The sequence below is a fragment of the Herbidospora yilanensis genome, from assembly GCF_001570565.1.
GTDB lineage: Bacteria > Actinomycetota > Actinomycetes > Streptosporangiales > Streptosporangiaceae > Herbidospora > Herbidospora yilanensis.
The window spans coordinates 1-14,202 of the sequence record NZ_BBXE01000027.1; the positions used below are offsets into that span (position 1 = coordinate 1).

General features: G+C 68.9%; 14 protein-coding genes. 9 read left to right on the forward strand and 5 right to left on the reverse strand.

All coding sequences use genetic code 11. The features are described 5' to 3' along the window. On the reverse strand, positions 1 to 783 hold a 783-nt coding region (locus AW273_RS21275; RefSeq protein ID WP_232327528.1), incomplete at its 3' end, for an NYN domain-containing protein. Between the two features lie 120 nt (positions 784 to 903). Continuing rightward, positions 904 to 1,443 carry an RNA polymerase sigma factor gene (locus AW273_RS21280; protein ID WP_232327529.1) on the reverse strand — a complete coding sequence of 180 codons (540 nt, stop codon included), beginning with the start codon at positions 1,441 to 1,443 and terminating at the stop codon, positions 904 to 906. Between the two features lie 126 nt (positions 1,444 to 1,569). Here AW273_RS21280 and pyrE point away from each other — a divergent pair, with 126 nt between their 5' ends. Further along, complete coding sequence (gene pyrE / locus AW273_RS21285; protein ID WP_062350645.1) at positions 1,570 to 2,106, forward strand: orotate phosphoribosyltransferase; 537 nt, start codon at positions 1,570 to 1,572, stop codon at positions 2,104 to 2,106. Here pyrE and AW273_RS21290 read toward each other — a convergent pair. Both AW273_RS21290 and AW273_RS21295 read right to left on the reverse strand, forming a co-directional pair. Beyond that, positions 2,078 to 2,461, reverse strand: a complete 384-nt coding sequence (locus AW273_RS21290; RefSeq protein WP_157556005.1) for a hypothetical protein — start codon at positions 2,459 to 2,461, stop codon at positions 2,078 to 2,080. The two genes, pyrE and AW273_RS21290, sit on opposite strands and share 29 nt — an antisense overlap. Positions 2,462 to 2,589: 128 nt before the next feature. Next, positions 2,590 to 3,378, reverse strand: a complete 789-nt coding sequence (locus tag AW273_RS21295; RefSeq protein WP_232327530.1) for a DedA family protein — start codon at positions 3,376 to 3,378, stop codon at positions 2,590 to 2,592. A 50-nt stretch (positions 3,379 to 3,428) separates the two neighbouring features. Between AW273_RS21295 and fbaA the strand changes: the two genes are divergently transcribed. From fbaA to AW273_RS21315, 4 genes are all read left to right on the forward strand, one after another. Continuing rightward, positions 3,429 to 4,451 (forward strand): class II fructose-bisphosphate aldolase, encoded by a 1,023-nt coding sequence (gene fbaA / locus AW273_RS21300; protein ID WP_062350651.1) that lies wholly within the window; start codon positions 3,429 to 3,431, stop codon positions 4,449 to 4,451. A 127-nt stretch (positions 4,452 to 4,578) separates the two neighbouring features. After that, positions 4,579 to 4,995, forward strand: a complete 417-nt coding sequence (locus AW273_RS21305; RefSeq protein WP_062350654.1) for a DUF3151 domain-containing protein — start codon at positions 4,579 to 4,581, stop codon at positions 4,993 to 4,995. A 99-nt stretch (positions 4,996 to 5,094) separates the two neighbouring features. Further along, positions 5,095 to 6,378, forward strand: a complete 1,284-nt coding sequence (locus tag AW273_RS21310; RefSeq protein ID WP_062350657.1) for an adenylosuccinate synthase — start codon at positions 5,095 to 5,097, stop codon at positions 6,376 to 6,378. 67 nt (positions 6,379 to 6,445) lie between these two features. Further along, complete coding sequence (locus AW273_RS21315) at positions 6,446 to 7,345, forward strand: glycerophosphodiester phosphodiesterase family protein (protein WP_062350662.1); 900 nt, start codon at positions 6,446 to 6,448, stop codon at positions 7,343 to 7,345. Here AW273_RS21315 and corA read toward each other — a convergent pair. Beyond that, positions 7,342 to 8,445, reverse strand: a complete 1,104-nt coding sequence (corA, locus tag AW273_RS21320) for a magnesium/cobalt transporter CorA (RefSeq protein WP_062351050.1) — start codon at positions 8,443 to 8,445, stop codon at positions 7,342 to 7,344. The genes AW273_RS21315 and corA overlap by 4 nt on opposite strands. 260 nt (positions 8,446 to 8,705) lie before the next feature. Here corA and purD point away from each other — a divergent pair, with 260 nt between their 5' ends. The 4 genes from purD to AW273_RS21345 all read left to right on the forward strand — a co-directional run bounded on the left by purD (position 8,706) and on the right by AW273_RS21345 (position 14,042). Beyond that, the gene (gene purD, locus AW273_RS21325) at positions 8,706 to 9,923 is read left to right on the forward strand and encodes a phosphoribosylamine--glycine ligase (protein WP_062350664.1); all 1,218 of its coding nucleotides are present in this window, start codon (positions 8,706 to 8,708) and stop codon (positions 9,921 to 9,923) included. A 37-nt stretch (positions 9,924 to 9,960) separates the two neighbouring features. Continuing rightward, complete coding sequence (locus tag AW273_RS21330; protein WP_062350667.1) at positions 9,961 to 10,431, forward strand: hypothetical protein; 471 nt, start codon at positions 9,961 to 9,963, stop codon at positions 10,429 to 10,431. 834 nt (positions 10,432 to 11,265) lie between these two features. Beyond that, positions 11,266 to 12,537, forward strand: a complete 1,272-nt coding sequence (murA, locus tag AW273_RS21340; protein WP_062350670.1) for a UDP-N-acetylglucosamine 1-carboxyvinyltransferase — start codon at positions 11,266 to 11,268, stop codon at positions 12,535 to 12,537. A 212-nt stretch (positions 12,538 to 12,749) separates the two neighbouring features. Continuing rightward, positions 12,750 to 14,042 (forward strand): transcriptional regulator, encoded by a 1,293-nt coding sequence (locus AW273_RS21345; protein ID WP_030456307.1) that lies wholly within the window; start codon positions 12,750 to 12,752, stop codon positions 14,040 to 14,042. Positions 14,043 to 14,202 lie beyond the last annotated feature (160 nt).

Genomic DNA, 14,202 nt, shown 5'->3' on the forward strand with positions numbered 1-14,202 from the left:
TTGGGGCTGCGGGGGCGCGGCGGGGGGCGGCGGCGCGGGCTGGGGAGGCGGCTCGGGGGTGGGGTTGTAGGTGTAGGTCGGGGTCTGCTGCCTCGGGGCCGCGTGGGAGCCCTTCGACTGGGGCTGGGCCACCTGGGGCGGCGGGGGCGGGGCGGGCGCCGGGGCGGGGGGCGGCAGGGCGGCCTGGGCGCCGTTGAGGGCCGGGAGGGCCCCGGTGGTTCTGGTGCCGTTCTGAGCGGCTTCGGCGCCGGTCGAGAGGGTCACGAAGGGGCGCAGATGGCCGCCGCTCATCTCGACCAGGTCGTCGCACTCCTGGCGGAGGGTGCGGGAGACGGCCCAGCTCCCGTCGGAGGCGATGGAGATCACGGTGACCCGGATGCCGAGGTCCTGCGCGTCGCTGACCACCTGGGCCAGGTCTTCGTCGCCGCTGACCACGACCGCGTCGCAGACGGCGTTGTTGCGGGCCAGGGTCATCAGGTCGCGGTGGACCTGGGCGTCGACGCCCTCACGGCGGCCCGGCCGGATGCGGGCCAGGCGGAGCTTGAGGCCGGGGATGTCGGCCAGCACGTCGTGTTCGGGCGTGCGGCGGCCCTCGACCGTCGCCTCGTACCAGTAGCAGCGCAGCAGCGGCAGGCCGGTGCGTTCGCGGGCGAGGTTGGTCAGCAGTTGGAGGAGACCGGGGTAGTCCCAAGTGACGGCCTCACGGTGGCGGGTCCCGTGAACGGCCATCGCGCCATCGGCCAGCAGATAGCCGGCGTCGACGAAAAGCGCGCAGCGATCCACGCGACACCGCCTTCCTTAACGTGGCCATCTCAGGGTAATCGGGTGGCTGATGGCGCGAGGATGAATCCCGCCGATTGTCTCCTCCGGGACCGTACCAGTTTGTCCCGTTATTGCCTCCGGTCACGTGCGCAGGTAGGCGTCTCGCAGACCTCTTCTGGCGCGATAGGCCAGGGCCGCCACGCCGTTGGCCGTCAGCCCCATGAGCGGCGCGATCTCGGCCGCCTGGTGGTCTTCGACGGCGGTGTGCCACAGGACCTCGCGCCAGCGTTCGGGCAGGGACCGGAAGGCCCTGGCGACGTCGGCCCGTTCGCAGCGCGCCAGCGCCGGATCGACGAAGGGCTCGCCGGGGGCGTACCGCTCGATCTCGTGGGTGGGGACGTCGCGGCGGTCGGCGCGGTCGTAGACGGCGCGGCGGACGGCGGCGAGGAGATATGGACGGAACTCCGCCCTCGGGCCGCCGCCTCGGCGGATCAGGTCGAGGATGCGGGTGAAGGTCTCGGCGACGATGTCGTCGGCGTCGTCGATCGCCCCGTGACGGAGCAGGTGGCGCGCGACGGCGCGGGCGGCGGGGCGGTGGCGTTCGTAGAGGGCGCCGTAGGCGGCGGAGTCGCCGGCCCGGAGGGCGTCGAGCAATTGCGCGTCGCTTTGCCCGATTTGCACACTCAATGTTACCTCTCGATTACCTTAGGTTGACCGCCTGATGATTCCGCGTCCAGGCCGTCTCCTAACGCGACTCGACCGAGTCAGGAAAACTGACTTGCTCAGACGGTCAATACGCTGAGGGCCATGACTGACCGAGAGCTTCTGCTGGACGAGATCAAGAACAAGGCCGTCGTGCACGGCCGGGTGACCCTTTCCTCGGGCAAGGAGGCCGACTACTACGTCGACCTGCGCCGCGTGACCCTCGACGGCACGGCGGCGCCGCTGGTGGGCCGGGTGATGCTCGACCTGACCGGAGACCTCGGCTTCGACGCCGTCGGCGGGCTGACCCTGGGCGCCGACCCGGTGGCCACCGCGATGGTGCACGCCGCCGCCGCGCGGGGCGAGCGGCTCGACGCCTTCGTGGTCCGCAAGGAGGGCAAGGCCCACGGCCTCCAGCGCCGCATCGAAGGCCCCGACGTCGCCGGACGCCGGGTGCTGGCCGTGGAGGACACCACCACCACCGGGGGGTCGGTGCTGACCGCCGTACAGGCACTGAAAGAGGCCGGGGCGGTCGTCGTGGGCATCGCGACGATCGTGCACCGAGGTGGCGACGACAACCTGGCGACGGCCGGGGTGCCCTATCGGTCGGCGTTCAACTTGGCTGACCTTGGCCTCGGGTGACGGTGAAGGAGGCCTGCTCCCCGGGCTGCACCGGGGGGCGCGGCTTACCGTTCTCCCAGATCTTCACGAGTGAGGCGTCGTCGAGGACGACGTCGACCTTGCCGTCGAAGTAGGCGACCTGCTCCCCCTTGGAGAGCTGCCCGTTGATCAGCACGTCGCCGCCGGGGATCCGGACGAAGACCGGGCAGTGGTCGGCCTGACAGACGATCTGGAGGGTCGCGGGGGCGGTCCGCGCGGCCTGCGCGGAGGCCGCGGGGGGAACCGGGGTGTCGGGGGCCTCGATGGGGTCGGTGGCGGTGAGCAGCCCTACGACACCCACCACGATCAGCGACAGCAGGGCACCTACCGCGAGCACGATGAGTACGATCCGGGCGATCCCCAACGGATCGGACCTATGTCGTCCCACTCTTCTGACGGTAACCGGTTGGAAAGACCAAGCTGTCCAAAAAAGTAAGATTATTACGATTGGCTATCGGCCGAAGGTCAGGCGGTCTCGCGGTGGTGCTTGCCCTTGGGTTCGGTCACCGGAGCGCCCGGCTGGCCGATCGCGGCTGCCGTGGCGGCGATCTTGGCCGCCTTCCGGTTCTTCATGACCTCGCGGATGATCGGGATCACCGAGAGAAGGATGATCACCGCCGCGCCGGGCAGGATGTAGCGGTCGACGTTGGGCACCAGCTTGCCGACGTAGTAGCCGAAGAGCAGCAGGCCATCGGTCCAGAGAACGCCGCCGACGATGTTCCAGACGAGGAAGCGACGCGGCTTCATGCCGAGCATGCCGGCGACCGGGTTCAGGAAGGTCCGGACGATCGGGATGAACCGGGCCAGCACGACGGCCTTCTCCGGGCCGAACTTCTCGAAGTAGTACTGCGCCTTCTCGACGTACTCCTGCTTGAACAGCCGGGAGTCGGGCCGGGCGAACAGGCGGGGACCCGCCTTCGCGCCGATGTAGTGGCCGAGCTGGGCGCCCGCGATGGCGCAGACCGGCGCGCCGACGAGGAGAACGCCGAGCGGGAACGGCGTGTCGAGCCCGACCGCCGAGGCGACCTCGGCCGACGCGCCCATGCCGGCGACCACCAGCAGCGAGTCGCCGGGCAGGAAGAAGCCGATCAGAAGACCGGTCTCGGCGAAGATGATGGTGAGAATGCCGATGAGCCCGAAGGTGACGATCCACCATTCGGCGCTGAGAAGATTCGTGACGTCCATCGCGAGAAGAGCGTACCCCGGCATGATGAAGACCGGCGGCAACCCGGGGCGCTTCACACATCCGGGCACGCTTCGGAATACTGGTCTACACCAATCCTTCTCATTGGAGATGACTTTCGATGCCTATCGCAACCCCTGAGGTCTACGCCGAGATGCTCGACCGGGCCAAGTCCGGCGGGTTCGCCTACCCGGCGATCAACGTGACGTCGTCGCAGACGCTGAACGCTGCGCTGCGCGGCTTCGCCGAGGCGGAGAGCGACGGCATCATCCAGGTCTCCACCGGCGGCGCCGAGTTCGCGTCGGGCACCACCGTCAAGGACATGGTCATCGGCGCCACCGCCCTTGCCGAGTACGCCCGCGTGGTCGCCGCGAAGTACAACGTGACGATCGCCCTGCACACCGACCACTGCCCGGCTGACAAGCTCGACGGGTTCATGCGCCCGCTGATCGAGATCTCCCGCGAGCGGGTCGCCCGCGGCCAGGAGCCGCTGTTCCAGTCGCACATGTGGGACGGCTCGGCCGTGCCGCTGGAGGAGAACCTCCAGATCGCCTCCGAGCTCCTCGACAAGTGCGCCGAGGCGCGCGTCGTCATGGAGATGGAGATCGGCGTCGTCGGCGGCGAGGAGGACGGCGTCTCCCACGAGATCAACGACAAGCTCTACACGACCCCCGAAGACGCCATCGCCACCGCCGAGGCGGTCGGCCTCGGCGAGCGCGGCCGCTACATGCTCGCCGCCACCTTCGGCAACGTCCACGGCGTCTACAAGCCCGGCGCGGTCAAGCTGCGCCCGTCGGTGCTGAAGGACATCCAGGACGCCGTCGGCAACAAGTACGGCAAGGACAAGCCGTTCGACCTCGTCTTCCACGGCGGCTCGGGCTCGCTGCTCGAGGAGATCCACGAGGCGATCTCGTACGGCGTCATCAAGATGAACATCGACACCGACACCCAGTACGCCTTCACCCGTCCGGTCGTCGACCACATGTTCAAGAACTACGACGGCGTGCTGAAGATCGACGGCGAGGTCGGCAACAAGAAGGCCTACGACCCCCGCGCCTACGGCAAGCTGGCCGAGGCCGGCATGGCCAAGCGCATCGTCGAGGCCTGCCAGCACCTCAAGTCGGCCGGCACGAAGCTGAGCTAAGTGCGTCGAGCGGAAGGCCCGGATCGACGGAGATTCGGGCCTTTGGCATCTGCAGGAGTAAATGATTACGGTTTGCCGCTACAGGTAAGACAGTGTTCAAAGACCGATCACGAGAACGGGAGCCGCTGTGGAAACGCACGAGAACCTGCTGGCCGGCCCACCCCCCACGCAGCTTCCTGACAACCCCGAGGCGCGCAAGATGATGGAGAGCGGGATCAAGGCGGCCGACGTCGCGGCCCGGTTCCCCACCTACTCCGCCGCGTGGGCCACCCTGGCCGACGACTACTTCGCGGCGGGCCACGCCATCACGTCGTACGCCTTCGCGCGCACCGGCTACCACCGGGGCCTCGACCAGTTGCGCCGCGCCGGGTGGAAGGGCCACGGGCCGATCCCGTGGGACCACGCGCCCAACCGGGGGTTCCTGCGCTGCCTGAACGCGCTGGCCCGCGCGGCCTACGCGATCGGTGAGAAGGACGAGGCCGAACGTTGCCAGCAGTTCCTGCGTGACTCCTCCCCGGAGGCGGCCGACGCGCTGTCGAACTGACCGGAGATCCCCTTTTTCCGGCAGCTCAGGTAGTCTCGGTTTGCAAGAGCCCCTGTCGCTTGCGTCAGGGGCTTTGGTTTTTGTTCCGGGAGATTGACCATGCCGGCTGTCGTTCTCGTGGGCGCCCAGTGGGGCGATGAGGGCAAAGGGAAGGCCACCGACATCCTCGGTGGCGTCGTCGACTACGTCGTCCGCTACCAGGGCGGCAACAACGCGGGTCACACCGTCGTCATCGGCGACCAGAAATACGCCTTGCATCTGCTGCCCACGGGAGTGTTGTCCCCCAATGTCACACCCGTGATCGGCAACGGCGTCGTCATCGACCCGGGCGTGCTGCTCGGGGAGATCGACGGGCTGGCCGCGCGGGGCATCGACTGCTCACGGCTGCTGATCTCGTCGAACGCCCATTTGATCATGCCCCACCACAAGGCCATCGACAAGGTCACCGAGCGCTACCTCGGCAAGGCCAAGATCGGCACCACCGGGCGGGGCATCGGGCCGGCGTACGGCGACAAGATCTACCGGATGGGCATCCGGGTGCAGGACCTGCTCGACCCGGGCATCCTGCAGAAGAAGATCGAGGCCGCCCTCAACGAGAAGAACCAGATCCTCACCAAGATCTACAACCGCCGCGGGCTCGACCCGGCGAGGGTCCTGGAGGAGTACCTCGGCTATGCCGAGCGGCTGCGCCCCCACATCGCCGACACCGCGCTCATCCTGAGCAAGGCACTCGACGACGACAAGTTCGTGCTGCTCGAAGGCGGCCAGGGCACCCTGCTCGACATCGACCACGGCACCTACCCGTTCGTGACGTCGTCGTCGCCGACGAGCGGCGGCGCGTGCGCGGGTTCGGGCATCCCGCCGACCCGGCTCAACCGGGTGATCGGGATCGTGAAGGCGTACACGACCCGGGTGGGTTCCGGCCCCTTCCCGACCGAGCTGCTCGACGAGACCGGCGAGTGGCTGCGCAAGACCGGGCACGAATACGGCACCACCACCGGCCGCAACCGCCGCTGCGGCTGGTACGACGCCGTGATCTCCCGCTACGCCGCGCGCATCAACGGCGTGACCGACTTCTTCCTCACCAAGCTCGACGTGTTGTCGGGCCTGGAGAAGATCCCGGTCTGCGTCGCCTACGACGTCAACGGCGTGCGTCACGACGAGATCCCGATGACCCAGACCGACTTCCACCACGCGAAGCCGATCTACGAGGAGTTCCCGGGCTGGGAAGAGGACATCACCTCCGCCAAGACCCTCGACGACCTGCCGCCCAACGCGCAGGCCTACGTCAAGGCGCTGGAAGACATGTCCGGCGCGCCGATCTCCGCGATCGGCGTCGGCCCCGGGCGCACCCAGACGCTGCAGATCAGGTCGCTCGTCTAAATCAGGCCACGCCGATCGGAGCCCCAATACAAGGGACCGGTCGGCGTGCCTTGTAGGGTTCGCGGTTGTGCACCGACCTGTTGAGTTGCACGGGCACCGGGGCGCCCGCGGCCTGCGGCCCGAGAACACCCTGCCCGGTCTCGCCTACGCGCTGGAGATCGGCGTCGACGCCATCGAGTTCGACGTCGTGCTGACCGCCGACCACCAGTTGGTCCTGAGTCACGACCTGACCGTCTCCGCGGTGACGAGCCGCGACACCGGCGCCGAGCAACTGGTCGGCCGGCCGATCAACCAGCTCACCCTGACGCAGCTCCGCACCCTCGACGTGGGGGTGCGCCGGCCGGTGCGCGAGAACGACCCGTTCGTGCGCACCCAGGTCGGCCGTCCCGACACCCGAATGCCCACGCTGGGCGCGGTGCTCGGGCTCGTGAGCGCCTACGGCGCCGACCACGTGCGGCTGAACGTCGAGCTCAAGTCCGACCCCACCCGGCCCGACCTGTCGGCCGACCCGAAGTTCTTCACCGGCCTGGTCCTGGACGAACTGGCGCGGCACCGGCGCATCGACAACTCGGCCGTCCTGAGCTTCGACTGGCGCATCCTGGCGGCGGCGCGTGACGCCGTGCCGCACAGATACGCGCTGGTCGAGGCGGCGACAATCGACCCCGTGTGGATGGCGGGCTTCGACATCCGCGACTTCGAGGTCGACATCGCGGGCGCGGCCGAGGCCGTCGGGGCGACCGTGTTGTCACCCGACCGGGTGCTCGTCGACAAGCAGCTCATGACGGGCGCGGCCCGGCGCGAGCTGCCCGTGGTGGTCTGGACGGTCAACGACCCCGTCGAGGCGGCGACCCTGCTCGACCTCGGGGTGGCCGCGATCGTGACCGACTACCCCGACCGCATGCGGGAGTTGTGGGCCTCCCGCGGCATCCCGCTGCCGCGTTCCGTCAAAGCGGTCGCCGCCGTCTAGAGCCAGCCGTTGCGCCGGAACGCCCGGTGGAGCAGGGCGCAGGCGACGACCATGACGCCGACGACCACCGGGTAGCCCCAGACCGCGTCGAGCGCGGGCATGTGCTCGAAGTTCATGCCGTAGATGCCCGCGATCATGGTCGGGACGGCCAGGATCGCCACCCACGAGGAGATCTTGCGCATGTCCTCGTTGGCCAGGGCGTTGGTGCGGGCGAGCGCGGCCTGGAGGATCGAGTCGGAGAGCTCGTTGCTCGACTGGACCTGCTCGCACACGCGCGACAGGTGGTCGGACACGTCGCGGAAGTACTCCCGCATGTCCGACGGGATGATGCGGCGCTGCGGCAACTGGGAGAACGGGGTGTGGAGCGGCGCGACGGCCCGCTTGAGCTCCAGCATCTCCCGCTTGAGATGGTAGATCCGGTTGATGTCGCGCGAGCTGACCTCGGCGAACACCGCGGCCTCGACCTCTTCGAGCTCGGCCTGCATCTGGTCGGCGACGTAGAGGTACTTGTCGACGACGTGGTCGGCGATGGCGTGGAGCACGCCGGTCGGGCCCCGGTTGAGCAGCTTGGGCTTGTCTTCGAGCTTCTCGCGCACGTCGCTGAGCGGGCTGTGGGCGCCGTGGCGGACCGTGACGACGAAGTCTGGGCCGACGAACACCATGATCTCGCCGGTGGCGATGATCTCGGCCGACTCGGTCAGCACCTCGTGGTCGAGGAACGCGACCGTCTTCAGCACCACGAACAGGGAGTCGCCGTAACGTTCCACCTTGGGCCGCTGGTGGGCCTTGACCGCGTCTTCGACGGCGAGGGGGTGGAGCCCGAACGTCTCGGCCAGCCACTCGACCTCGGGGGCCTCCGGCTCGAAGAGCCCCACCCAGACGTAGGCGTCGGGCTTGGCGGCGTCTTCGTTGTGCTGCCGGACCAACTGGACCGCCTGCGCTATTCCGTCGGCCGCGACCTTCCGGCCGCCGATGTAGGCGCCGAAGGTGATGAGCGAGTCGCTCGACGGGACGCAGGGGAACTTCTTGTGCTCGAGAACAGGGGAGGCCACGGTGGCGGCACGGGTGATACGACGGGGGAAAAGCGTGGCGGAGCGCATGTCGGTCCCTTCGAAGGCCGAGCTCACATGCTCCACGCGAACTGCGGAGTCACCCCTTACACGGGCGCGGGCATGCGGGCGGCGTGCATCTGGAAATGGAGAGGGATGTCGCGCACGTCAGACGCGCGCGTGCACGTACTGACGGGATCGCCAGAAGACACCCGTACCACCTCCAATCGCCACTTGACACCGCAAAGCCAACCCAAAATATCACAGGGTCCCAGGATAACCGTGGTCGCCGGGCCTGAGAGAATGCGTGGGTGCGAGTTCTGGTGATCGGTTCAGGAGGCCGTGAGCACGCGATCTGCCGTGCTCTCCGACCCGCCGAGGTGCACTGCGCGCCCGGCAACGCGGGCATCGCGGAGGTGGCGCGACTACACGACGTGTCGCCCCTCGACGGCTCCTCCGTCGCGGCGCTGGCGCTCGACCTCGCGGTCGACCTCGTGGTCATCGGCCCCGAGGCGCCGCTGGTCGCCGGGGTGGCCGACGCCGTCCGCGCGGTCGGCGTGCCGTGCTTCGGCCCGTCGCGCGAACCCGCCGCGATCGAGGGTTCCAAGAGCTTCGCCAAGTCGGTGATGGAGGCGGCCGGCGTGCCGACCGCCCGCGCCTTCTCCTGTACGACCCCAGAAGAGGCCCTCGACGCCCTCGACACCTTCGGCCCGCCCTATGTGGTCAAGGACGACGGCCTGGCCGCCGGCAAGGGCGTCGTCGTCACGACCGACCGCTCGGCCGCGCTGGCCCACGCCGCGGCGTGCGAGCGCGTGGTGATCGAGGAATACCTCGACGGCCCCGAGGTCTCGTTGTTCGCCCTGTGCGACGGCAAGACGGCCGTGGCACTCCAGCCCGCACAGGACTTCAAGCGCGCCCACGACGGCGACGAGGGGCCCAACACGGGCGGCATGGGCGCCTACACCCCCCTGACGTGGGCCCCCGAGGGCCTGGTCGACGAGATCATGACGACGGTCGTCACCCCGACCGTCAACGAACTGGCCCGCCGCGGCATGCCCTACACCGGCGTCCTCTACGCCGGCCTGGCCCTGACCGGCAAGGGCCCCAAGGTCATCGAATTCAACGCGCGTTTCGGCGACCCCGAGACCCAGGTCGTCCTCGACCGCCTGGAGACCCCCCTGGCCGACCTGCTGCTCGCCTGCGCGACCGGGGAACTCGCCGCCCAGCCCGCAGTGGTCAGCCGCCCCGGCGCGGCCGTGACCGTGGTGATCGCCGCCGAGAACTACCCCGGCACCCCGGTGAAGGGCGACGCCGTCGAGGGCCTGTCGGAAGAGGTCGAGGGGGCTTACGTCCTCCACGCCGGGACGGCGCTGGAGGACGGGCGGGTGGTTTCCAACGGCGGGCGCGTGCTGAACGTGGTGGGCACGGGCGAGACGGTGGCGGAGGCGCGGGAGCGGGCCTACGAACTCGTGGGGCGCATCCAGATGCGTGGCTCCTTCCACCGAAACGACATCGCCGCCGGCCGTTGACCCTAGTTCAGAACACGTTCTGAACTAGGGTCGCGCCATGAGCGCCATTCCCGCAGAAGCGGTCACCTTCTCCGAGTTGTCGCGAAACCCCCGGGCCGTCGCCGAGCGCGCGGCCCGGCTCGGGCGGGTGCGGGTGACCCACCGCGACGCGACCGACTTCTACCTCACCGCCGCCGACGTCGAAGACCGGCGCGACCAGACCCTGGTGACGGCCGCACGCCTGTTCCTCGCGTTGATCCGCCACGACCCTGCGGCCCGCACCCTGGTCATCGCGATGAGCGAGGTCTTCCCCTGGGTCCGCCACCTCGACTCGGACGAGCTCCGGTCCTTCACCCTGGAACTGGTCGAAGCCCTGTCGGACGCGGCCGAACTCGAAAACGACGTCAATGCCCAGGAAGCCATCGCCGGCTGGCGCGCGACCGCGCGCATCAAGTCCGACCCGGAGGAGTACGCGGCCGCCCTTCAGATCACCTTCGGGGATTTCGGCCGGGTCGAGGTACCCGAATGAGCCCTAAGCGCGGTGACCGGGTCACGGTTCCTCCTCCCCCTCGGAATGGGACGTTCGCTTCGGCTCCAACGACGTGGTCAAGGGCTGGGACGAGCTCTGCCGCCACGCCCTGGGGAACGCCCGTCGATGCCTGGACGTACTACGCACCGACCTACTGTCCAGAGGCGATGTCGCCCGACGGCACCGCCTCCGGGGCGCTCTCCGGACGTATCGCATCAAAGGACGTGATTTCGAGCAGTGGGAGTACGAAGTGACCAGTGGCGGACGGGTCCGCTACGTCGTCGACGAAGAGGCCCGGACGGTGTGGATCCTCTACGCCTCTCACCAGCATCCCAAAGACACCGACAGGTGAAACAAGCCACACTGGACGCTGTTTTCCCTGATCCGGCCGCTTCGTCCTGACAAAATAGGACAAGTGAAAGAGCGGTATTCCGGTAAGGCGCGTTGTCGGTACGTCACCGGCGGCGCCACTCGGCCGGTGGTGGCGGTGTGTTGGATTTCGGGCCGTGGTCGCGTACAGGAGACCGAAAATCGCTGTGCGGGAAGCGGGGGAAGCTGTCCCCCACCTGGGCGGATATCGGTTCTGGGGCTGATTTCGAAGCGTTTCGGCCGTTCGATCAGTCGTTCGTGTTCCTTGCGCTGAAATCCGGCGAACTTCGCATTCCCCACCAGAACACCGGGCGCGTAAGCGACGGCCTTTAACGGCCTTACGGGCCGGACTTCGCAGGGGTGGTTTCGCCGCGAATGACCCCGGCTAGCGGCTACTGTGGGCCGATACCCGGCTACCGCACCTGCCGCACCATCCTCTCCACCCCCAACCGAGGAGACTCATTCATGGTTCGTTACCGCGTGCGCGGTGGCAATGCGCTGCGTGGAACCGCGTTTGTTCAAGGCGCGAAGAACGCCGTGCTGCCCATGATCGGGGCGGCCCTGCTGGCGGCAGAGGGCCGGACGGTCCTCCGTAACGTCCCGCTGATCGAGGACGTACGGCGGGCGATCGAGCTCGCCGAGGCCGTCGGGGCCCGGGTGCAGTTCCACGAGGCGGAGCGCACGCTGGTCATCGACGCCTCGGGTGTGAACACGCCCGTGCTGCCCGAGGAGATCGCCTCGCGCTTCCGCGGCGTGATCCTGTTCGTGCCGGCGCTGCTGCACCGGGTCGGCGAGGTCATCGTCGAGGGCGTCGGCGGGTGCAGTCTGGGCGCCCGCAACCTCGACTTCCACTACAACGGTTACAAGCGGCTCGGCGCCCTGGTCGACGAGCAGGAGAGCACGATCCACATCAAGGCCGCCGGGCTGACCGGGGCCACGCTCTACCTCGACCGGCCCTCCCACACGGGCACCGAGAACCTCATCATGGCCGCCGCGCTGGCCCAGGGCACGACGGTCATCGAGAACGCCGCGCTGGAGCCCGAGGTCCTCGACGTCATCGAGATGCTGCGCAAGATGGGCGCGAACATCAGCGGTGCGGGGACCGGGTTCATCACCGTCGAGGGTGTACGCGAGCTCAAGGCCGTCGAGCACACCGTCATGGCCGACCGGCTCGACGCCGGGGCGTTCATGATGGCCGCCGCGATCACCGGCGGCGAGGTGACCCTGCTCGGCACCTCGCTCGAACACCTCGGCGTCGTGCGGTGGAAGCTGGAGCAGATGGGCGTGGAGTTCTTCCAGGAGGGCGCCGTCGTGCACGCCCGCCGCGACGGGCAGCTCCGGCCGATCAACGTGATCACCGACACCTACCCGGGCTTCGCGACCGACCTCCAGCCGCAACTGATGGCGATGGCGGCGCTCGCCCACGGGCCCAGCTACATCCACGAGCGCATCTTCGACGGCCGGTTCGCGCTGGCCCGTGAGCTCAACAAGATGGGCGCTCGGGTCGAGGTGAACGGCAGCCGGGCGGTCGTCCACGGGCCCACTCCGCTGCGGGGCACGACCGTCGAGGCGCACGATCTGCGGTCGGGCATCGCGCTCGTGCTGGCGGGGCTGGCGGCCGAGGGCGAGACGGTGATCGAGTCGGGCTACCGCATCGACCGGGGCCACGCCGACATCGCGCAGCGGCTCCGGGCCCTCGGCGCCGATGTGGAACGCGAGATTTCCCCTTTTGCCTAGTTCGACGTCCATAATGGCATTGACCAGCCACAACATAATGGGAAAGGACCGTGCCGCCCTTCTCAGAACGGTATTCCGGAAAATCCGGGCGTGACATTACGGCCTCCGGGAGCGATCGTTCCAAAGAGAAGTCAATCGAGAAGGCACGCGGGATGGGACGAACATTGGTCGAGCGCACTGAAGACTCGCCGCGCGGCCGCGTGGGGGGCGGAATGGGCGCTGGGACGCCGGACCTCACCATCGGTGTGGTGGGGCCCCATGACCTCGTCGAGCGGGTCATGCTCATGGGACACGCCGCCGCTCCGGTGCCGTGCCGCCTCGTGGCGGCCGCATACCGGGACGAGCAGGAGGCATCCGACAAGGTGACCCGGCTGGGCGGCGTCGACGCCTGCCTATTCGCCAGCCCGATTCCATACGAGCTGGCACGGCGAGCCGGGGTACTGACGATGCCGGCGACCCACGTCCAACTGGGCGGCGCGGCCCTGACGGCCGCGATCGCACGGGCGGCCCTCGACGACCGCATCGACCCCAGACGGGTCAGCGTCGACGTGCTGAGCCGGGGCGAGGTCGACGAGGCGTTCGCGGACCTGGGCATATCCACGGCAGAGGTGCACAGCCGCGACGAGCCGGGAGCGACCGGCACGATCGCGGCCTACCACGAGCGGCTGGTCCGCCAGGGCGCCACCACAGGCGCTCTGACCTGCATACCGGGCGTGGCCGACCGATTAACGGCCGCGGGCATCCCCACGGTCCGCATCCGGCCCACGTCGGCGGCGGTCCGGACCGCTCTCCACACGGCGGCCCTGCTCGGGGCACACCACCGGCTGGAGGAGTCCCAGCTCACGGTGATCCTCGTCGAGGTGCCGACGCTGCGGGAGCCGATAAGGCGGGCGGCGCCGCGATACTGGCGGGACGAGCTGCGGCTCTCCCTGCACCGCCTGCTGGTGCAGGAGGCCAACCGCATCAACGCCAGCGTGTGGCCGATCGACGACCACAGCTACCTGGTGGTGGCCACGCGGGGATCGATCGCCGGCGCGACCGACGGCTTCCGGGTACTGCCCTTCGCGGCGAGGATCCGCGACGAGCTGGGCCTGGCGGTCGAGGTCGGAGTCGGCATGGGCCGCACCACACACGACGCGGAGACCCACGCACGGGCCGCCCTGGCCCGCACGCAGGCCGGCAAGCAGGCCCAGGGCTTCGCGGTCGACCGGGAGGGACGCACGCTGGTGCCCCCGCCCCGGATGCCCCCGCAGTCGGCCGGGCCCGCCAAGCCGAAGGGCGTCGAGGTGCTGGCGCGGCTGGCGGCCAAGCTGGAAGGCGGCGACACGGTGGTCGACGCCGAAGGCGCGGGCAAGATGCTGGGGGTGACACCGAGAACGGCGCGGAGACTGCTGCGCACGCTGGTCGACGAGGGACTCGCGTGGCCGCTTCCGCCGAACCGGACACCGCAACCGGGGCGGCCCCGGCAGCTCTACCGGCTGATCGTGGAGAAGCTGAACCGCTGAGAGAACGGAGGCCCGGCATTCCCGTAAGGGGGTGCCGGGCTCTGTTTCGTGTACGACGGCTTTATGCACGCTCAAGATCCGATTGCATCCGGATATATCCGGACATCGAATTCACATCCCGCTTTCGCGAAAGTGCGGGACTACCGGTTCACAAGTTGCG

What these genes read in the sequence shown, in the direction of transcription:
- pyrE (WP_062350645.1), top strand. Translation starts at nt 1,570, where the DNA reads ATGACTGACCGAGAGCTTCTGCTGGACGAGATCAAGAACAAGGCCGTC.
- fbaA (WP_062350651.1), top strand. Translation starts at nt 3,429, where the DNA reads ATGCCTATCGCAACCCCTGAGGTCTACGCCGAGATGCTCGACCGGGCC.
- AW273_RS21310 (WP_062350657.1), top strand. Translation starts at nt 5,095, where the DNA reads ATGCCGGCTGTCGTTCTCGTGGGCGCCCAGTGGGGCGATGAGGGCAAA.
- corA (WP_062351050.1), bottom strand. Translation starts at nt 8,445, where the DNA reads ATGCGCTCCGCCACGCTTTTCCCCCGTCGTATCACCCGTGCCGCCACC.
- AW273_RS21330 (WP_062350667.1), top strand. Translation starts at nt 9,961, where the DNA reads ATGAGCGCCATTCCCGCAGAAGCGGTCACCTTCTCCGAGTTGTCGCGA.
- murA (WP_062350670.1), top strand. Translation starts at nt 11,266, where the DNA reads ATGGTTCGTTACCGCGTGCGCGGTGGCAATGCGCTGCGTGGAACCGCG.
- AW273_RS21345 (WP_030456307.1), top strand. Translation starts at nt 12,750, where the DNA reads ATGGGCGCTGGGACGCCGGACCTCACCATCGGTGTGGTGGGGCCCCAT.